Source organism: Cutibacterium sp. LaCa_255 (assembly GCF_057458005.1).
Map to the genome: position 1 here is coordinate 947,491 of NZ_CP190956.1, position 18,872 is coordinate 966,362.

Sequence of the window (18,872 nt, forward strand, 5' to 3'; positions counted from 1 at the left end):
AACCTACTTGCACTTCAAGGAAGTTGCCAGATCAATGGCCACCGGATGGGTCTGCTGGGCCCAGGCCCACAGTGCCTCAGGAGGCTCGTCCGTGTTCCGTTCTGCCGACCGCGCAGAGCCACAGAACTGTCTTCCATGGCCTCTACCATGAAGCCTGTGAGTGACCACATCATCGTCCGCGGTGCCCGAGAGCACAATTTGCGCAACGTCAGCCTGGATCTTCCCCGGGACGCCATGATTGTGTTCACTGGCTTGTCAGGATCGGGGAAGTCCTCCCTTGCCTTCGACACCATCTTTGCTGAGGGCCAGCGTCGTTACGTGGAATCCTTGTCCTCCTACGCCCGCCAGTTCCTCGGACAGATGGACAAGCCAGACGTCGACTTCATCGAGGGTCTCAGCCCCGCTGTCTCCATCGATCAGAAGTCCACGTCCCGCAACCCACGTTCGACGGTCGGCACGATCACGGAGATCCATGACTACCTGCGTCTGCTCTGGGCCCGTATCGGCAAGCCCCACTGCCCGGTGTGTGGGGAGCTCATCAACCGTCAGACCCCTCAGCAGATCGTCGATCGGTTGATGGCCCTGGACGAGGGCACGAAGTTCCAGGTGCTGGCGCCGGTCGTCCGTGGCCGCAAGGGCGAGTACATCGAACTCTTCCGGCAGCTGACGACTGACGGTTTCACCCGTGTGCGCGTTGATGGTGAGGTCCATCGACTCGGTGAGGTGCCGCCCCTGGACAAGAAACGCAAGCATGACGTCGACGTTGTCGTCGACCGGATCGCGGTCAAACCGTCGGCCAAGCAGCGTCTGACGGAGTCCGTGGAGACCGCCCTCGGTCTGGCCCACGGGATCGTGGGTATCGACTTCGTCGATCGTGACCCTTCCGACCCGCATCGCGAACGTCGATTCTCCGAGACGATGGCCTGCCCCAACCAGCATGACATCGACATCGATGAGCTGGAACCTCGCCAGTTCTCCTTCAACGGCCCCTGGGGAGCGTGCCCGACGTGTTCGGGTTTGGGGGCAACCCTCGAGGTCGATCCCGAACTCGTGGTTCCCGACTCAGGGCTGAGTCTGCTCGAGGGAGCCATCGCGCCGTGGTCAGGGCCGCGAGTGGCCAACCACTACCAGCACGTCTTTGCGGGTCTGGGGGAGAGCCACGGTTTTGACGCGGCCCTGCCCTGGTCAGAACTTCCCGCGAAGGCGCGCAAGCTGGTGATGCATGGCGAGGGCGATCCGGTGATGGTCTCGTACCGCAACCGGTTCGGCCGAGTGCGCACCTACTCGCAGAATTACGAGGGAGTGCTGCACTACGTGCGTCGTCGCTACGACGAGGCCGAGACCGACGCCGCCCGCTCCCGGTGGGGACAGTACCTGCGCGAGGTGCCATGTCGTGACTGCCAGGGCAAGCGACTCAAGCCGACGAGCTTGGCCGTGACGGTTGGCGATCGCAACATCGCCGAGGTCTCCGACATGTCCATCGGGGAGGCCTCGCAATTCCTCAATGCCCTGGCGCTGACGGAGCGTGAGGCGACCATTGCCGAGCGGGTCATCAAGGAAGTGCGAGCGCGGCTGCGGTTCCTTGTCGATGTCGGTCTGGACTACCTGACCTTGTCCCGGTCAGCCGGATCGCTGTCGGGCGGTGAGGCTCAGCGCATCCGACTGGCCACTCAGATTGGTTCGGGACTGGTCGGTGTGCTCTACGTCCTCGACGAGCCCTCCATCGGCTTGCACCAGCGCGACAACCGCCGTCTCATCGACACCCTTGTCAGGCTGCGGGATCTCGGGAACACGCTCATCGTCGTCGAGCATGACGAGGACACCATTCGCGTCGCCGACTGGGTTGTCGATGTCGGCCCGGGAGCCGGCGAGCACGGCGGAGAGGTCGTCGTCTCGGGAACCGTCGACGATCTGCTGGACAGCGAGAGGTCGCTGACGGGTGCCTACCTGTCGGGCAAGAGGTCCATCCCGTTGCCGGCGAGCCGACGTCCCCGAACCGGACGGGAGTTGGTCGTCAAGGGCGCTCGTGAGAACAATTTGCAGAACGTGGATGTCACCTTCCCGTTGGGCCAGCTCGTCGTCGTCACGGGAGTGAGTGGTTCTGGCAAGTCGACTCTGGTCAACCAGATTCTCTACACCTCGTTGGCACACCGGATTCACGGAGCTCGGGCGGTCCCTGGCAAGCACGAGACGATGACCGGCGTCGAGGAGATCGACAAGGTCATTCATGTCGACCAGTCCCCGATTGGGCGGACGCCGAGGTCGAACCCGGCAACGTACACCGGGGTCTTCGACAAGATTCGTGCCCTCTTCGCCCAGACCCCCGAGGCCAAGGTGCGCGGCTACCAGCAGGGCCGGTTCTCCTTCAACATCAAGGGGGGACGCTGTGAGAACTGCCAGGGTGAAGGCACCATCAAGATCGAGATGAACTTCCTTCCTGACGTCTACGTGCCGTGTGAGGTCTGCCACGGGGCCCGGTACAACCGCGAGACCTTGGAGGTTCACTACAAGGGCAAGACGATCGCCGAGGTGCTCGACATGCCCATCGAGGAGGCGTCCTCCTTCTTCGAGCCGATCTCCTCGATCCATCGTCACCTCAAGACCCTCGTCGAGGTGGGGCTGGGTTACGTCCGGCTGGGGCAGCCGGCCACGACCCTGTCGGGAGGCGAAGCTCAGCGCGTCAAGCTGGCCTCAGAGTTGCAGAAACGTTCCACCGGCAAGACGTTGTACGTTCTCGACGAGCCCACGACAGGTCTGCACTTCGAGGACATTCGCAAGCTCTTGCTGGTGCTGGGACGACTTGTCGACCAGGGCAACTCGGTACTCGTCATCGAGCACAACCTTGATGTCATCAAGACCGCCGATTGGATCATCGACATGGGTCCCGAAGGTGGTAACGGTGGCGGCATGGTCGTCGCGGAGGGGACTCCCGAGCAGGTGGCCGCCGTCGACGGCTCCTACACAGGGCAGTTCCTCGCCGAGATCCTGGCCGGGCGGGAAGTCCCGGTTGGTGACGAGCCGCCCCTCATCGAGGAGCCGGCTGAGGCCAAGAAGAAGGGTGGGAGGAAGACCTCGCGGAAGAAGGCCCGCTGAGCGGTTCAGGAACCGCTGACGCTCAAGGTGCCGCCCTTCTCGGTCACCTTGGCCTTGCCCAGGCCAGCAGTAGCGGGGCCCTTGGTGACATGACCGTCAGTGATGTCGAACTCCGAACCGTGGCAGGGGCACAGCAGGGAGCCGTCACGGACCTCGTCGACCTGGCATCCAGCGTGTGGGCACACCCGCACGAAGCCCTTGTAGGTGCCCTTGGTGGGCTGGGTGACGACGAAGTTCGTGCCGTCGATCACGGTTCCGCCGCCCACCGGGACATCAACAGCCTTGATGGTCGCCGGGCCGGTGTGGACGTCATTGGAGTTCTGGTAGGTGCTGCAACCGGTGACCGCTCCGGTGGTGGCCAGGGCAGCGACGCCGCCAGCGGTACGCAGGATCTCGCGTCGAGTGGGGGACATGGTCTCTCCTTCGTGCTCAGCGGGTGCCGGGGTTGCCTGTGGAGGCGGCGACGGCGCCGTGAACCATACCTGCCTCGATGAGGTGATCCACCCGATTGATCCAATGAACCTCATACCCATTCGGGTGAAGCTCGATCATCGAGGTGGCGGTGTTCTGCAGGCCGACCCAGTGGGGTTCACTGCCGATGGGGTAATTGCGCAGATCAGCGGCAAGTCGTGGGGCAATGAGGTGCAGCAGGAGCATCGATCCGATGGCTCCATGGGCCACCAGGGCAATGCAATCGTCGTCATCGTGTGCCTCCCGCACCCATTCGGCGATACGACCGGCACGATCTGCCGCCTCTGCGGCAGTTTCGATGCGGGCCTCGCGCCACCCCTCCTCGGTAATCGTCTCCGGGAAGACGGCGCGATCGGTGATGGCAGACAGGGCCGACAGCGGTGACCCGGGGTGACCGGTCTCGACTCCGTCAACAATCTCAACTGGACCGGGGCGTTCGAAGATGAGGTCGCTGACGGTGATGGGCATGTCGAGGGCTTCGGCGACCGGGGCTGCCGTCTGAATGGTGCGCATCATGGGGGAGGAATACAGCTTGGTCGGTCGCGGAGAGACTGACCCGATCCATGTCCCCAGGGCCTCAGCCTGATGTCGTCCCAATTCGGTGAGTTCGGGGTCAGGCTTGCGCCCTTGACGGTATGCCTCGACGGACTTTGCCGCATTGGCATTGTTTTCGGACTGGCCGTGGCGAATGAGGAGAAGATGCACGTGGCCAGCCTACCGGTGAAGCTGCTGGAGCATTTCCCGCCCGCAGGACGGGGGCGTTCGGACGGAGAGAGGAACCACGTCGTCATGGCCCCTAGGCTTGCCCCATGGCCGATCCGTCCAGTTACCGTCCTGCCCCGGGGACCATCCCCACTCAACCAGGGGTCTATCGATTCAGTGACGAGCACGGGCAGGTCATCTACGTCGGCAAGGCCAAGAACCTGCGTAACCGGCTCAACTCCTACTTCCAGGACATCTCGGCCCTCCACCCGCGTACTCAACGGATGGTCACTACGGCCGCCCACGTGCAATGGACGGTGGTGCAGAACGAGGTCGAGTCCCTCCAGCTCGAATACACCTGGATCAAGGAATTCGATCCGCGGTTCAACGTCATGTACCGCGACGACAAGTCCTACCCGTGGCTGTGTTTCACCTGGACAGACGAGTATCCGCGCGTCTTCGTCGGTCGCGGTGCTCATCACAAGGGGTGGCGCTACTACGGACCGTTCGGCCAGGCGTGGGCAATCCGGGACACCGTCGAGACCTTGCTGCGGGTCTTCCCGATGAGGTCCTGCTCGACCGGCGTCTTCAATCGGGCGAAGAACCAGGGGCGTCCATGTTTGCTCGGCTACATCGGCAAGTGCTCGGCGCCGTGCGTCGGTCGGATCACCCCGGAGGCCCACCGCGAGATCGCCGACGAGTTCTGTGACTTCATGGCGGGCCGGACGACGAAGATCGTCAAACGGCTTGAGGCCGAGATGGCGGAGGCCTCCGAGAACCTGGAATTCGAACGTGCCGCCGTCATCCGCGACTCCCTGGGAGCCCTGTCAAAGACTCTGGAGCGCAATGCCGTCGTCCTCGGTGACGGGACTGACGCCGACGTCATCTCGATGGCCGTCGACCCGCTGGAGGTGGGCGTCAAGATCTTCCACGTTCGCGGCGGTCGCATCCGTGGTGAGCGAGGCTGGGTGGCAGACCGTGCCGACGACGCCGACGAGGCCGAGTTGATGGAGACCTTCCTCACCCAGCTCTACGGCATCAATTCCAGTGACGGTCAGGTTCGTGATGACGGTCATGGCAATGCCGTCCCGCCACTGGTGCTCGTCTCCACCAATCCCGCGAATCCCGACGTCATGTCCACGATCCTCAGCTCCGAACGCGGCTCCCACGTCGAGATCCGTGTTCCCCGTCGAGGTGACAAGGCGACCCTCATGGACACCGTCACCCGCAACGCCCAGGAAACCCTCGCCCAGCACAAACTGAAGCGAGCCTCCGACCTGGCCACTCGAACCCGAGCCCTGGAGGAGATCCAGGAGGCCCTCGGTCTGGACCGCGCCCCGCTGCGGATGGAGTCCTACGACATCTCCCACATCCAGGGAACCAACGTCGTCGGGTCGATGGTCGTCTTCGAGGACGGCATGCCGCGCAAGTCCGAGTATCGGCGATTCATCATCAAGGGATTCGAGGGGTCCGACGACTTCGCCGCCATGCACGAGGTGCTGTCGCGCCGGCTGCGTCGCCTTGTCGAGGACCGCGACGCCATGGCCAAGGCCCAAACCCCTGACGGTGACGTCGGCTCCCTCATCGACCCCACCACTGGCGCTCCCCGCAAGTTCGCCTACGCTCCGCATCTCATCGTCGTCGACGGCGGCGCACCTCAGGTACACGCCGCCCAGGAAGTGCTCGAGGAGTTCGGCCTCGAGGATGAGATCGCACTGTGCGGGCTGGCGAAACGCCTGGAGGAGGTGTGGCTCCCCGACGAGGAGTGGCCGGTCATCCTGCCGCGCACCTCCGAGGGGCTCTACCTACTACAGCGTCTTCGTGACGAGGCTCACCGGTTCGCCATCACCTTTCACCGGTCCAAGCGATCCAAGGCAATGGTGGAGTCCGTACTCGACGGGGTGTCCGGACTGGGGGAGACCCGTCGCAAGGCCCTCGTCTCTCACTTCGGATCAGTGCGAGCGCTGCGGAAGGCGACCGTCGAGGACATCGCCGAAATTCCTGGGTTCGGTCCCAAACTCGCGGGAGAGGTCGTCGCGGCCCTCTCCAAGGACAAGCCCGGTGAGGCGATCAACACGGCAACCGGCGAGGTTGCTGACGCTGACGGACTGGCTGATGCCGATAACAGCACTACCCTTGAGCCGTGAGCACCGAACAGACGACCAGGACCCCGCGAGTTGTCATCATCTCCGGCATCTCCGGTGCTGGCCGTCGTACCGCGGCCCATGCCATGGAGGACCTGGGCTGGTACGTCGTCGACAACCTGCCCCCGGTGATGTTGGGGGCGCTTGTCGACGAGATCGGCGCTAATGACATCGATCGTCTGGCAGTCGTCCTCGACGTTCGAAGTCGGATCATGTTCGACACCCTGGGAGTGGCCGTCGCCGCCCTCGACGAGCGCGGCATCGACCCCGCCATCGTCTTCCTGGAAGCCTCCGACGAGACCATCGTGCGTCGTCAGGAGTCCAGCCGTCGTCCCATGCCGCTCCAACAAGGAGGTCATCTCCTCGACGCCGTGGCCCTCGAGCGTCGCATGCTCTCCGACCTGCGTGCCGAGGCTGACCTCGTCATCGACACCACCTCCATCACCGCTCGACAGCTCGCCCAACGCATCGACCACGCCTTCGCCGAGGGGATCGACGAGGGCCTGGCCTTCCAGGTGATGTCCTTCGGATTCAAGCGTGGGGTCCCGATCGACGCCGACCTCGTCTTCGACGTGCGTTTCCTGCCGAACCCGTACTGGGTCCCTGAGCTTCGTCCCAAGACGGGTCTGTCCTCCGACGTCGCCTCCTATGTCATGGCCCAGGCCGGCGCGACCGAGTTCATCGATCGAGTCGAGGAACTCCTGGCTGGCATGGCACCGGGGTATCTTCGTGAGGGCAAGAAGCAGGTCACGGTGGCCGTTGGCTGCACCGGCGGGAAACATCGCAGTACCGCCATTTCCGAGGAATTGTCCGCTCGTCTGGCGGATCGGGGGCACCGCACCGCCGTCCTGCACCGAGATCTTGGGAAGGAATGACGATGGTGTCAACCCCCTCGAAGTTGCCGATTGTCACGGCCTTCGGCGGTGGACACGGGCTGGCCGTGTCGCTGCGTGCCTTGCGGCGGCTCACAGACCGGCTCACTGCTGTGGTCACCGTCGCCGACAACGGTGGCTCTTCCGGTCGGCTGCGCGAGGAATTCGACATCCTGCCGCCGGGAGACCTGCGTCGTGCTCTTGCCGCGCTGTGTGCTGATGATCACCTCGGACGTACCTGGGCCGAGGTGCTGCAGGCGCGCTTCAACGGCATCGGTGAGCTCGCCGGTCACGCCATCGGTAACCTGCTCATCGCGGGCCTGTGGCAGGAGCTTGGCGACCCTGTGTCCGGCCTGGACATGGTCGGTCAGCTCCTTGACGTTCGGGGTCGCGTCCTGCCGATGTCCCTGACCCCGCTTGACATCAGCGCCCAAGTGGTCGGCCTGGACCCGAATCAGCCGGACGAGGAGTACACCCTCACCGGGCAGGCCACGGTCGCCAAGACCCGGGCCGAGGTGCTCAAGGTGAGGCTGGAGCCCTCCGAACCCGAGGCCTGCCCTCAGGCGTTGGAGGCGATTCGCGAGTCCGACAACCTCGTCCTGGGGCCGGGATCGTGGTTCACCTCGGTCATGCCGCATCTCCTGGTGCCTGAGATCGTCGACGCGATCCTTGAGTCGAAGGCGCGGAAGATCCTCACCCTCAATGTGTCGGGAGCTGATGAAACGGACGGATTCAGCCCCGCGCGACATCTTGAGGTCATCGCCGAGCACGAGCCACGTATGCGTTTCGACGTCGTCCTCGTCGATCGCGGGTTTGCTGGTCAGGATCCCCATCTGGAATCGTTTGCGCACAATCTGGGAGCTGAAATCGTCGTCGACGATTTGGCAATGCGCGATGGATCGGCTCGGCATGACCCACTGCGGTTGGCGTCGGCATACGCCAACATCATGGGCGTCCAGCCTCGCTGATTGTCGCCTAAGATCACCCTGTCACCCTTTGTATTCCTTTCCGGAGGCTAGAACCACATGTCGCTCACCCTGCAGGTGAAGAACGAACTCGCGACGGTGCCGGTGCAGAAGCTGTGCTGCCGCCGTTCCGAGATCGCCACCACCCTTCGCTTCGCAGGTGGCATCCATTTAGTGCAGCATCGCCACATCACGATTGAGGCCGAGGTCGACACCGGGGGTGCGGCGCGACGACTTCGTCAATCCATCCAGGAGGTCTTCGGTTTCGACACCGACCTCGTCGTCGTCAATGGCACTGGTTTGCACTCGAACACCCGGTACCTGGTGCGGATGGTGCGCGGCGGCGCTGATCTGGCTCGTCTGACGGGTCTGCTCGATCGTCGCGGTCGCCCGGTGCGTGGCCTTCCGGTTCCGGTCGTCGGTGGCGGACGGTGCTGCCAGGCTGCCGCGTGGCGTGGCGCCTTCCTGGCCCGTGGTTCCCTGACCGAACCTGGACGTTCCATGGCCATGGAGATCACCGCTCCCGGTGAGGAGGCCGCAATGGCTCTGGTGGGTGCAGCTCGCCGTCTGGAGATCCCGGCCAAGCAGCGGGAGTCCCGACGCATCGACCGCGTGACGATCCGGGACGGTGATGCCATTTCCGCCATGCTGACGCGGATGGGCGCCCACGAATCGGTGCTGGTCTGGGAGGATCGTCGTCTCCGCCGTGAGGTGAGGGCGTCGGCGAATCGTCTTGCCAATTTTGACGATGCCAACCTGCGTCGTTCCGCCAGAGCTGCTGTCACTGCCAGTGCCAGGGTGGAACGCGCGCTGGAAATCCTCGGGGATTCCGTTCCGGAACATCTCCAGGCCGCTGGCCAACTTCGCCTTGAGCACAGAAATGCCAGCTTGGAAGAATTGGGTAAGTTGCACGAACCTCCGTTGACGAAGGATGCCATTGCCGGACGGATTCGTCGTCTGTTGGCCCTGGCCGACAAGACGGCCCGTAACAACGGCGAGCCCACCACGGTGGAGAGTCTTCCTCCCGAGATGCGCGACGACCGCGCCTGATCACCATCCCGGCGTCTACAACCGGCCCTTGGCTCCTCCCACCAGGGAGGGATTCACGCAACCGCATGGTCATTTGTGCGTCGACCTGATCGATGCTCGTGATCGTTCGCCCGTGACATTGCCTTAAAACGGGGCCAGGGCTTTGTTCATTGCCCTTGGTCGCTATGCTTAGAGATGTCCGAGTGCTGAACGCACAAACCTCATCTGGAGGAGATTCCTTAATGACCGTCAAGGTTGGTATCAACGGGTTTGGCCGTATTGGCCGTAACTTCTTCCGCGCCCTCTCCGAGCAGGGTGCTGACCTCGAGGTCGTGGCCGTCAACGACCTCACCGACACCAAGACCCTGGCCCACCTCCTGAAGTACGACTCCATCATGGGTCGTTTCTCCGGTGAGGTCAGCTACGACGATGACTCCATCACCGTTGACGGCAAGACCATCAAGGTCCTTGCCGAGCGCAACCCCGCTGACCTCCCTTGGAAGGAGCTCGGCGCTGAGATCGTTGTCGAGTCCACCGGACTCTTCACCGATGGCGAGAAGGCCAAGGCCCACATCGAGGCTGGCGCCAAGAAGGTCATCATCTCCGCTCCCGGCAAGAACGTCGACGGCACCTTCGTCATGGGCGTCAACAGCGACGACTACGACACCGAGAAGCACAACGTCATCTCGAACGCTTCGTGCACCACCAACTGCCTCGCCCCGCTGGCCAAGGTCCTCAACGACGCCTTCGGCATCGAGCGTGGCATCATGACCACCGTTCACGCCTACACCGGTGACCAGCGCCTGCAAGACGCCCCCCACAAGGATCTGCGTCGCGCCCGCGCTGCTGCCCTCAACATGATCCCCACCAAGACCGGCGCCGCCCAGGCCGTGGCCCTGGTCCTGCCGGAGCTCAAGGGCAAGTTCGACGGCCTCGCCGTCCGCGTCCCGACTCCGACCGGCTCCCTGACCGACCTGACCTTCCAGACCTCCAAGGAGACCACCGTCGAGGAGGTCCAGGCTGCCGTCAAGAAGGCTGCTGAGGGTCCGTTGAAGGGCATCCTGGCCTACACCGAGGATCCGATCGTGTCGAAGGACATCGAGGGCGACCCGCACTCCTCGATCTTCGACGCCACCGAGACCAAGGTCATCGGTAACCTCGTCAAGGTCCTCTCTTGGTACGACAACGAGTGGGGCTACTCCAACCGTCTGGTTGACCTCACCAAGCTCGTCGCCAGCAAGCTTGCCTGATCTCACCATCGTGAGCTGATGACGGCCCCGTGCCCATGCGGGCGCGGGGCCGTCATCCGTACCCGGGCCACGACGCTCGTGAAACGTCGTTCACGACCATCGCCTTAAGAAAGGGCTTCCACATGAAATCTGTTGAGGATCTCGGAGACCTGCGCGGCAAGCGCGTCGTCATCCGTTGCGACTTCAACGTCCCGCTCGACGGGGACAAGATCACCGATGACGGCCGCATCAAGGCCGCCCTGCCCACCCTGACCCAGCTGCACGAGGCCGGCGCGCGCACCACTGTGCTCGCCCACCTCGGTCGTCCCAAGGGTGCCGTCGATCCCAAGTACTCCCTGGCCCCGGTCGCCAAGCGTCTGGGCGAGCTCATGAACCTCGACGTCAAGCTCGCTGAGGACGTCGTCGGCCCGTCCGCCACCAAGACCTCCGAGTCCCTCGCCGACGGCGAGATCGCTCTGGTCGAGAACGTCCGCTTCGAGAAGGGCGAGACCAGCAAGGACGAGGCTGAGCGCACCGAGCTCGCTAAGAAGTACGCCTCCTTCGGTGAGTTCTACGTCTCCAACGGTTTCGGTGTCGTGCACCGCAAGCAGGCTTCCGTCTACGACGTCGCCAAGCTGCTGCCGAGCGCTGCTGGCTCCCTGGTCGCCAAGGAGGTCGAGGTCCTCGAGGGCCTGACCGCCGACCCGAAGCGTCCGTTCGTCGTCGTCCTCGGTGGTGCCAAGGTCGCCGACAAGCTCGCCGTGATCGACAACCTGCTCAAGGTTGCCGACACCCTTGTCGTCGGTGGCGGCATGTTGTTCACCTTCCTCAAGGCACAGGGCCTGGAGGTCGGCAAGTCGCTGGTCGACGATGACTCCGTCGAGGCCTGCAAGAAGTACCTCGAGGCCGCCAAGGCCGCTGGCAAGCAGATCCTGCTGCCGACCGACGTCCGCGTCGCCTCTGACGTCGACTTCGATGCCCACACCGTCGGCCAGGTCGACGTCGTGCCCGTCGACGCCATTCCGGCCGATAAGATGGGCCTCGACGTCGGCCCGGAGACCGAGAAGGCCTACGCCGAGGCCATCAAGGGCGCCAAGTCGGTGTTCTGGAATGGCCCGATGGGCGTCTTCGAGATCAAGGGCCTCGAGCTCGGCACCAAGGCCGTTGCCCAGGCTCTCACCGAGGTCGACGGCCTTTCGGTGGTTGGCGGTGGAGACTCCGCCTCCGCCGTTCGCGCCCTCGGCTTCGCCGACGACCAGTTCGGTCACATTTCCACCGGTGGTGGCGCCTCCCTCGAGCTCATGGAGGGCAAGGAGCTGCCCGGAATCGCAGTCCTCAAGGAGAACAACTGATGTCTCGTACCCCGATCATGGCCGGCAACTGGAAGATGAATCTCGACCACGTTGCCGCCACCTCCCTCGTCCAGGATCTCGGTGAGGCCCTCAAGGCTGCCGGATACGACTCCTCCAAGTCCGAGGCCGTCGTCATCCCGCCATTCACCGACATCCGCTCCGTGGCCACCATCATCGACGGTGACAAGCTGCCGATCGCCTATGGCGCCCAGGACATCTCCGCTCACGACGACGGCGCCTACACCGGTGAGGTGTCCGGCACCATGCTGTCGAAGCTGGGCTGCTCCTACGTCGTCGTTGGTCACTCCGAGCGTCGCGAGTACCACAACGAGTCCGACGAGCTGGTCAACGTCAAGGCCAAGAAGGCCATCGAGAATGGCATGACCCCGATCATCTGCTGTGGCGAGGACCTCGAGGTTCGCAAGGCCGGCAAGCACGTCGAGCACACCGTCGGCCAGATCAAGGCTGACCTCGACGGCATCTCGGCCGAGCAGGTCGCCAAGCTCGTCATCGCCTACGAGCCCATCTGGGCCATCGGCACCGGCGAGACCGCCACCGCTGACGACGCCCAGGAGGTCTGCCAGGCCATCCGCGAGGCCGTCAAGGAGCTCTACGACGCCCCGACCGCCGAGGCCGTGCGCATCCAGTACGGCGGCTCGGTCAAGCCGGCCAACGTCGCCGAGATCATGGCCAAGCCTGATGTTGACGGCGCCCTGGTGGGCGGCGCTTCGCTCAAGGCTGGCGACTTCTCCAAGATCGTGACCTTCTACGAGGCCTGATCCGCGACAAGTTCAACGACGACCCCCGCACCACTCGGTGCGGGGGTCGTTTCGTCCCTGCGTTGATGTGTATGCACACTTCGCGCATGGTTTCGGGGCTCGATGTGGGGATCTGGCGGCTCGTGAGTTACCCTGTACGACGTGATTTCGGCTCCCCTCATGACCTGGCCCGTGCTGACGATGTCGATCATCCTGTGCGTGCTGAGCGTCATCCTCACCCTCTTCGTCCTCCTCCACAAGAGCAAGGGCGGCGGCCTCTCCGACCTCTTCGGTGGAGGTGTGTCGACCTCCATGGGTGGAACCTCCGTGGCTGAGCGGAATCTTGACCGTCTGACGGTCGTCATTGGCCTGCTATGGCTGGCCTCCATCATTGTCCTGCTGGTGCTCTACAGCCATTCCTGAGCCGGAATCGGGCGGCAGTCTGCCGCGCAGGAGCACAAGGGAGGGCTGATCCCTTCCGACCCCCAATGATGCTGCCCCCCAGGCAGTATTGTGACCCCCTCGAGGAGAGTGAACGAATGTCAGGTGGAAGCGCCATCCGTGGAAGTCGCGTCGGTGCCGGCCCCATGGGAGAGGCAGAGCGCGGCGAGTCTGCCCCCCGCGAGTACGTCTCCTACTTCTGCGCCAACCACCACGTGATCCGCCCGGCCTTCTCGGCCGAGGCAGAGGTCCCCGACACCTGGGATTGCCCGAAGTGCGGTCTGCCGGCCAACCGTGATCAGGCCAATCCTCCTGCTCCGCCGAAGATCGTGCCTTACAAGACTCATCTGGCCTATGTGAAGGAGCGCCGCAGCGAGGCCGAGGCCGCTGCCATCCTCGCCGAGGCGCTGGAGAACCTGCGTCAGCGTCGACGTGATGGCGAGGTCATCTATTGAGCAGCCATGACCAGCTCGTGGCAGAGCTGACCGCTCGTTGGCCAGAGCACCGCATCGGTCCCGGCCTTGACCGGGAACGTGCCCTTCTGGACCTGCTGGGCAACCCACAGCAGGCCTGCCCTGTCATCCAGATTGCCGGCACCAACGGCAAGGGATCGACGGCCATCATGATCGACTCGCTGCTGCGGTCCGCCGGTCTGCGGGTGGGACGTTACTGCTCCCCACATCTGGTCGACGTCACCGAGCGCATCTGCATCGACGGTCGTCCCGTCAGCCGCGAGCTGTTCGACGAGACCTGGCGTCAGATCGAGCCGATGGTGGCCATGGTCGACGGTCAGCACATCGACGGCATCCAGATGACCTTCTTCGAGGTCGTAACGGCCATGGCCTTCGCGGCTTTCGCGGATGCCCCGGTGGACGTCGCTGTGGTCGAGGTCGGCCTGGGAGGACGCTGGGATGCCACCAACGTTGCCGACGCAACTGTTGCGGTCGTCACCCCTGTCGCCATGGACCACATGCACATCCTTGGCAACACCATCGACAAAATTGCCGCCGAGAAGGCGGGAATCATCAAACCAGGTTGCACTCCGGTCATTGCTGGCCAGGAGCCGGAAGCCGCGCCGATCCTGCTTGCCCAGTGCACCGACGCCGGCGTCAAGCCGCTGCTGGAGGGCCCGGACTGGGGCCTGTTGGACCGCCGCAGTGCCCTCGGCGGCCAGGTGCTGCGTGTTCAGACCGCTTCCGGGCCGCTGGGGGAGTTGTTCCTTCCGCTCTTCGGTGAACACATGGCTCACAACGCTGCCCAGGCTGTTGCGGCGACCGAGGCTCTCACCGGGCCGCTCAAGCCCGCCATCATCGAGCAGGGTTTGGCTGCTGTGGAGGCTCCAGCTCGTCTCGAGGTCGTCCGACGGTCTCCGCTCGTCATCCTCGACACTTTCCACAATCCCCACGGAGCGACGTCGGCGATGGCCGGGATGCGCGAGTCCTTCGAGACCGAGCCCCTCATCGCTGTCGTGGCGGCAATGGCCGACAAGGACATCGACGGGGTGCTGTCGGTGCTGTCGGACTCGGTGAGCCACGTCATCGTCACCTCGATGCCGGACCTGCCGCGTGCCTTGAGTGTTGACGACTTGGCGGAGAAGGCCTCGGCCCATTGGGATGACGACCACCTTACCCGGGTTGCGGACGTCCCCGAGGCCCTTGAGGAAGCCTTCCGCATCGCAGATGCGTCCGGGCCAGGGGCCGGTGTCCTCATCGCCGGATCGGTCGTGCTGGCGGGTCGTGCCAGGGCGATCCTGCGTCCCGACGGCACCATGCTTGACGCTCCGCAGACCGCCATCGTCGAGACCCCGGACCTGTCCCAGGAACAGATCGAGGCGATGGAGGGTCAGCGCCTCGACCCACTGCCTGACGATGACATGGTCACCGACATGAATGACGACGGAGGTTGGTGACGATGGCCGCGCAGCCCGGGATCGCAAGAGGAAGCTTCCTCACCCTGCCCGCGGGCAACCCGATGACGAAGGTCGTGGTGAGTTTCCTGGCCTTTGAGGTCATCGTCTTCGGCCTGACGATCCCGGGCATGATCTTGGTCTCCGGCATCAGTGTGGCCATGTCAGTTGTCCTGGGATGTATCGGCATGGTCGCCTCGATCCTCTGCGCTGTTGGCGTCCCCCGCACGTGGGGATACCTGCTTGCATGGGCCCTGCAGATCTTTGGAATCCTGCTGGGGCTGGCCACCCCGATGATGTACGCCGTCGGGATCGTCTTCGCCGCGATTTGGGTGTCTATTATCGTGCTGGGTAGGCGTATTGACGGAAACCCCGAGGTCCGCTGAGGTCGTGATCCGCGCTGCGATAAGTTGGGGCCATGACTGACACGGAACGTACCCTGGTCCTGCTGAAGCCGGATGCCGTTGAGCGTCATCTCATTGGCGAGATCATTAGCAGGTACGAGGCCAAGGGTCTCATCGTGCGCGCAATGGAGCTGCGGACGATTGATGTTGATACTGCATCCAATCATTACGCCGAGCACGTCGGACGCGACTATTACCCGCCGCTGGAGGAGTTCATCACCTCCGGGCCGCTGGTCGCCCTGGTGCTCGAGGGACGCAAGGCCATCCAGGTCGTTCGCGCCATGAATGGCAAGACTGACTGCGCCGAGGCAGCTCCAGGAACAATTCGTGGCGATTACGGCACGCTCAAGAACCGCAACCTCGTCCACGCCTCTGACTGCCCGGAATCCGCCGAGCGCGAGATCGGCATCTGGTTCCCCGATCTGGTGTGATCTGGTTCCGTGATCCGGCCCGAACCGCCTACCATGACCGTTCGTGAGTACCCAGGATCTCCTCGGTAGGATTGAACCGCTGCTGGCCCGAGTCAACAAACCCATCCAGTACGTGGGTGGGGAGCACAACAGCATCGTCAAGGATTGGCAGGACGCTGACGTCCGCTGGGTCCTGATGTACCCCGACGCGTACGAGGTTGGCCAGCCCAATCAGGGCGTGGCCATCCTCTACGAGGTGCTCAATGAACGTGACTGGATCCTGGCTGAGCGCACCTACTCGGTGTGGCCGGACATGGAGAAGCAGATGAGAGCTGCTGGGATTCCTCAGTTCACCCTTGACGGGCACCGGCCGGTGCGCGATTTCGACGTCATGTCGGTCTCACTGTCGACGGAGTTGGGCTACACTAACATGCTCAATGCCATCAGTCTGGCCGGTATCCCCGTCCATCAGGTTGATCGCACCGATGACGACCCCATCGTCCTCATCGGCGGTCACGCCGCCTTCAATCCCGAACCCGTAGCCGACTTCATCGACGCCGCCGTCCTGGGGGACGGTGAGGAGGCCTCCCTGGAGATCTCCGAGATCATCCGGGGCTGGAAGGAGGAAGGCCGACCGGGCGGACGCGAAGGTCTGCTGGTGAGGCTTGCCGAGACCGGCGGGGTCTACGTACCTTCCTTCTACGACGTCGAATACCTCGACGACGGAACGATCGGTCGAGTTGCCCCTAATCGTCCGGAGGCACCGTTCACCGTCTCCAAACACACCGTCATGGACCTTGACGAGTGGCAGTATCCGAAGAAGCCCATCGTCCCGGTCGCCGAGACCGTCCACGAGCGCTACTCGGTGGAGATCTTCCGCGGCTGCACCCGTGGCTGCCGGTTCTGCCAGGCGGGCATGATCACCCGTCCGGTGCGCGAGCGATCCATCGACACGATCGCCCAGATGGTCGATAACGGCCTGCAGGCCACCGGTCTGGAAGAGGTCGGTCTGTTGAGCCTGTCGAGCGCCGACCACTCGGAGATTTCTGACATCACCAAGGGGCTTGCGGATCGCTACGAGGGGACGAATGTGTCCCTGTCCCTGCCGAGCACTCGCGTGGACGCCTTCAACATCGATCTTGCCAACGAGTTGAGCCGCAACGGTCGTCGTTCTGGTCTCACCTTCGCTCCCGAGGGAGGCTCGGAGCGGATGCGCCAGGTCATCAACAAGCAGGTGACCGAGGACGACCTCATCCGCACCGTTGCCACCGCATTCGGCAATGGTTGGCGTCAGGTGAAGCTGTACTTCATGTGCGGTCTGCCCACCGAGACCGACGAGGATGTGCTGGGAATCCACGACATGGCCTCCCACGTCATCGAGGCCGGTCGTGCTGCGGCCGGACGCAAGGACATTCGGTGCACGATCTCCATCGGCGGATTCGTGCCCAAACCTCACACTCCCTTCCAGTGGGCCGCCCAGGCGTCTGCCGACGAGGTCGACCACCGCCTGTCCGTGCTACGAGATTCTATTCGCGCTGACCGCCAGTTCGGTCGGTCCATCGGCATGCGCTACCACGACGGGCGCCCCGGCATCATCGAGGGGCTGCTCTCGCGCGGTGACCGACGGGTCGGCAAGGTCATCGAGGCCGTCTGGCGTGACGGGGGAGTCTTCGACGGTTGGAACGAGTACTTCTCCTACGACCGGTGGGTGGCATGCTGTGAGCAGGAGCTCGAGCCGCTCGGTGTCTCCCTGGACTGGTTCACCACTCGTGAGCGTGATTACGAGGAAGTGCTGCCCTGGGACCATCTTGACTCCGGACTTGACCGCGACTGGTTGTGGGACGACTGGCAAGACGCCCTAGACGGCGAGGCCGTCGACGACTGCCGCTGGAACCCCTGCTACGACTGTGGGGTGTGCCCGCAGATGGGTACCGAGATCCAGGTGGGTCCGTCAGGGCATTCGCTCATCCCGCTGACCCCGGTCAACCCTGACCTCGCGCCGGCGAAGGAGGCCTGACGATGTCGAAGCGCGCCCAGAAGCAGCCCGAGCAGCAGGCCCCGCCGAAGCAGAGGTTGAGGATGCGGTACGCCAAGCGCGGCACCGCCAGGTTCACCTCCCATCGTGACTTCGCCCGCGCCTTCGAGCGAGCTCTCAACCGGGCCCACATTCCGATGGCGTACTCGTCGGGATTCAGCCCGCACCCGCGTATCTCCTACGCCAACGCCTCGGCCACCGGGGCGGCCTCGGAGGCCGAGTACCTCGAGGTGGCGTTGGCCGAGATCTGCGACCCGGACAAGGTCCTGACGGTCCTTGGCACCGAAATGCCACCCGGCATGGAGGTGCTGGAAGTCGTCGAGACTGATCGCACCCCCTTCACCGAACTGTTGACGGCGTCGGCCTGGCTCATCGCGCCCGCTGGTGAGGTTGCAGGGCTGGCCGAGGCCGTGAAAGCCGTCATGACAGCCGAGACCGTCGAGGTGGAGCGGATGACGAAGTCCGGTATGCGCACCTTCGACGTCCGTGCAGCTCTCATCGGTCTGGACGTCTCGGACGGGAAGCTGCGGCTCATGCTGCGTCACGTCACTCCGTTGGTTCGGCCGGATGACGTACTGCGTGCGTTGGCCGAGAAATGCCCGGCGCTGGACGTTGACGCCGCGCGGGCAACGCGACTGGCTCAGGGCGCCTGTGACGAGGATGCCAGCGGGGTTTCGACGGTCCTGGCCGACCCGTTTTCCAGGGCTGCCGTAACGGTGTGGTGACGTCGTCGTCACTGTGCGGTATCTGGCATCGACCCCTGTGACGTGACATACTGGGACTCAGGTGAACGGGGTGCCACCCCACTCGACGGTTCTTACCGCGACGCCGAGAGGCGACCGCGGGGGACTCGAGGGCTCACCGAAAGCTTTTGCCCCATGCCGGGGATGACGCCGTCAGTACAGCGCGAGGCGTTTGCACACGTCTGCGGAAGGATTTTCGCAGGGCCGTACCCGGGTGGGCACTGACCGTGCCGAAAGGCCAAGGAGAGCACAATGCTCGACGAGACTGACAACACCACATTGAATTCTGACGAGAATTCCACCGCTGAGATTCCCGCT

Annotated in this window: 17 protein-coding genes; 15 read left to right on the forward strand and 2 right to left on the reverse strand. The window is 64.0% G+C overall.

The genetic code is table 11. The features are described 5' to 3' along the window. Window positions 1–147 precede the first annotated feature (147 nt). Window positions 148–3,093 carry an excinuclease ABC subunit UvrA gene (uvrA, locus tag ACP8ML_RS04220; protein WP_117189361.1) on the forward strand — a complete coding sequence of 982 codons (2,946 nt, stop codon included), beginning with the start codon at window positions 148–150 and terminating at the stop codon, window positions 3,091–3,093. A 5-nt stretch (window positions 3,094–3,098) separates the two neighbouring features. Here uvrA and ACP8ML_RS04225 read toward each other — a convergent pair whose 3' ends face one another. Together ACP8ML_RS04225 and ACP8ML_RS04230 are read right to left on the reverse strand one after the other, a co-directional pair. Next, window positions 3,099–3,506: a Rieske (2Fe-2S) protein gene (locus ACP8ML_RS04225; protein ID WP_065673953.1), complete on the reverse strand. Its 408-nt coding sequence runs from the start codon at window positions 3,504–3,506 to the stop codon at window positions 3,099–3,101. A gap of 16 nt (window positions 3,507–3,522) precedes the next feature. Beyond that, on the reverse strand, window positions 3,523–4,269 hold the full coding sequence (locus tag ACP8ML_RS04230) for a histidine phosphatase family protein (RefSeq protein WP_016667353.1): 747 nt from the start codon (window positions 4,267–4,269) through the stop codon (window positions 3,523–3,525). A gap of 104 nt (window positions 4,270–4,373) precedes the next feature. On the opposite strand from ACP8ML_RS04230, the gene uvrC reads away from it, so the two are divergent. From uvrC to ACP8ML_RS04300, 14 genes are all read left to right on the forward strand, one after another. Continuing rightward, window positions 4,374–6,413 (forward strand): excinuclease ABC subunit UvrC, encoded by a 2,040-nt coding sequence (gene uvrC / locus ACP8ML_RS04235; protein WP_065673954.1) that lies wholly within the window; start codon window positions 4,374–4,376, stop codon window positions 6,411–6,413. Then, window positions 6,410–7,285, forward strand: a complete 876-nt coding sequence (rapZ, locus tag ACP8ML_RS04240; RefSeq protein ID WP_016667355.1) for an RNase adapter RapZ — start codon at window positions 6,410–6,412, stop codon at window positions 7,283–7,285. Before uvrC ends, rapZ begins: the two co-directional genes overlap by 4 nt. After that, complete coding sequence (locus ACP8ML_RS04245) at window positions 7,282–8,250, forward strand: gluconeogenesis factor YvcK family protein (RefSeq protein ID WP_036975897.1); 969 nt, start codon at window positions 7,282–7,284, stop codon at window positions 8,248–8,250. The genes rapZ and ACP8ML_RS04245 overlap by 4 nt, the downstream gene beginning before the upstream one ends. Before the next feature lie 57 nt (window positions 8,251–8,307). Next, complete coding sequence (gene whiA, locus ACP8ML_RS04250; RefSeq protein WP_065673956.1) at window positions 8,308–9,297, forward strand: DNA-binding protein WhiA; 990 nt, start codon at window positions 8,308–8,310, stop codon at window positions 9,295–9,297. 221 nt (window positions 9,298–9,518) lie between these two features. Beyond that, a complete protein-coding gene (gap, locus tag ACP8ML_RS04255) occupies window positions 9,519–10,526 on the forward strand; it encodes a type I glyceraldehyde-3-phosphate dehydrogenase (RefSeq protein ID WP_004811755.1) in 1,008 nt (335 codons plus the stop codon). Window positions 10,527–10,648: 122 nt separating this feature from the next. Beyond that, window positions 10,649–11,857 (forward strand): phosphoglycerate kinase, encoded by a 1,209-nt coding sequence (locus tag ACP8ML_RS04260; RefSeq protein ID WP_036975900.1) that lies wholly within the window; start codon window positions 10,649–10,651, stop codon window positions 11,855–11,857. Beyond that, complete coding sequence (gene tpiA, locus ACP8ML_RS04265) at window positions 11,857–12,636, forward strand: triose-phosphate isomerase (RefSeq protein WP_016667360.1); 780 nt, start codon at window positions 11,857–11,859, stop codon at window positions 12,634–12,636. Before ACP8ML_RS04260 ends, tpiA begins: the two co-directional genes overlap by 1 nt. 159 nt (window positions 12,637–12,795) lie before the next feature. Then, a complete protein-coding gene (gene secG, locus ACP8ML_RS04270) occupies window positions 12,796–13,038 on the forward strand; it encodes a preprotein translocase subunit SecG (RefSeq protein WP_016667361.1) in 243 nt (80 codons plus the stop codon). A 116-nt stretch (window positions 13,039–13,154) separates the two neighbouring features. Next, complete coding sequence (locus tag ACP8ML_RS04275) at window positions 13,155–13,511, forward strand: RNA polymerase-binding protein RbpA (RefSeq protein ID WP_081302706.1); 357 nt, start codon at window positions 13,155–13,157, stop codon at window positions 13,509–13,511. Further along, window positions 13,508–14,965 (forward strand): bifunctional folylpolyglutamate synthase/dihydrofolate synthase, encoded by a 1,458-nt coding sequence (locus ACP8ML_RS04280; protein WP_065673957.1) that lies wholly within the window; start codon window positions 13,508–13,510, stop codon window positions 14,963–14,965. The genes ACP8ML_RS04275 and ACP8ML_RS04280 overlap by 4 nt, the downstream gene beginning before the upstream one ends. Further along, window positions 14,962–15,348, forward strand: a complete 387-nt coding sequence (locus tag ACP8ML_RS04285) for a DUF4233 domain-containing protein (RefSeq protein ID WP_036975906.1) — start codon at window positions 14,962–14,964, stop codon at window positions 15,346–15,348. The genes ACP8ML_RS04280 and ACP8ML_RS04285 overlap by 4 nt, the downstream gene beginning before the upstream one ends. A 32-nt stretch (window positions 15,349–15,380) precedes the next feature. Further along, entirely contained in the window at window positions 15,381–15,797 is a 417-nt protein-coding gene (gene ndk / locus ACP8ML_RS04290) for a nucleoside-diphosphate kinase (RefSeq protein WP_004811748.1), read from the forward strand. Between the two features lie 43 nt (window positions 15,798–15,840). Then, window positions 15,841–17,793 carry a TIGR03960 family B12-binding radical SAM protein gene (locus tag ACP8ML_RS04295; protein WP_063279982.1) on the forward strand — a complete coding sequence of 651 codons (1,953 nt, stop codon included), beginning with the start codon at window positions 15,841–15,843 and terminating at the stop codon, window positions 17,791–17,793. A 2-nt stretch (window positions 17,794–17,795) separates the two neighbouring features. Further along, complete coding sequence (locus ACP8ML_RS04300; protein ID WP_065673959.1) at window positions 17,796–18,536, forward strand: TIGR03936 family radical SAM-associated protein; 741 nt, start codon at window positions 17,796–17,798, stop codon at window positions 18,534–18,536. The last annotated feature ends 336 nt before the right edge of the window (window positions 18,537–18,872 follow it).

Excerpts from the sequence above, each read along its gene's own strand:
- uvrA (WP_117189361.1), top strand. The coding sequence starts at position 148 with ATGAAGCCTGTGAGTGACCACATCATCGTCCGCGGTGCCCGAGAGCAC.
- ACP8ML_RS04225 (WP_065673953.1), bottom strand. The coding sequence starts at position 3,506 with ATGTCCCCCACTCGACGCGAGATCCTGCGTACCGCTGGCGGCGTCGCT.
- uvrC (WP_065673954.1), top strand. The coding sequence starts at position 4,374 with ATGGCCGATCCGTCCAGTTACCGTCCTGCCCCGGGGACCATCCCCACT.
- ACP8ML_RS04245 (WP_036975897.1), top strand. The coding sequence starts at position 7,282 with ATGACGATGGTGTCAACCCCCTCGAAGTTGCCGATTGTCACGGCCTTC.
- whiA (WP_065673956.1), top strand. The coding sequence starts at position 8,308 with ATGTCGCTCACCCTGCAGGTGAAGAACGAACTCGCGACGGTGCCGGTG.
- gap (WP_004811755.1), top strand. The coding sequence starts at position 9,519 with ATGACCGTCAAGGTTGGTATCAACGGGTTTGGCCGTATTGGCCGTAAC.
- ACP8ML_RS04260 (WP_036975900.1), top strand. The coding sequence starts at position 10,649 with ATGAAATCTGTTGAGGATCTCGGAGACCTGCGCGGCAAGCGCGTCGTC.
- tpiA (WP_016667360.1), top strand. The coding sequence starts at position 11,857 with ATGTCTCGTACCCCGATCATGGCCGGCAACTGGAAGATGAATCTCGAC.
- secG (WP_016667361.1), top strand. The coding sequence starts at position 12,796 with ATGACCTGGCCCGTGCTGACGATGTCGATCATCCTGTGCGTGCTGAGC.
- ACP8ML_RS04275 (WP_081302706.1), top strand. The coding sequence starts at position 13,155 with ATGTCAGGTGGAAGCGCCATCCGTGGAAGTCGCGTCGGTGCCGGCCCC.
- ndk (WP_004811748.1), top strand. The coding sequence starts at position 15,381 with ATGACTGACACGGAACGTACCCTGGTCCTGCTGAAGCCGGATGCCGTT.
- ACP8ML_RS04300 (WP_065673959.1), top strand. The coding sequence starts at position 17,796 with ATGTCGAAGCGCGCCCAGAAGCAGCCCGAGCAGCAGGCCCCGCCGAAG.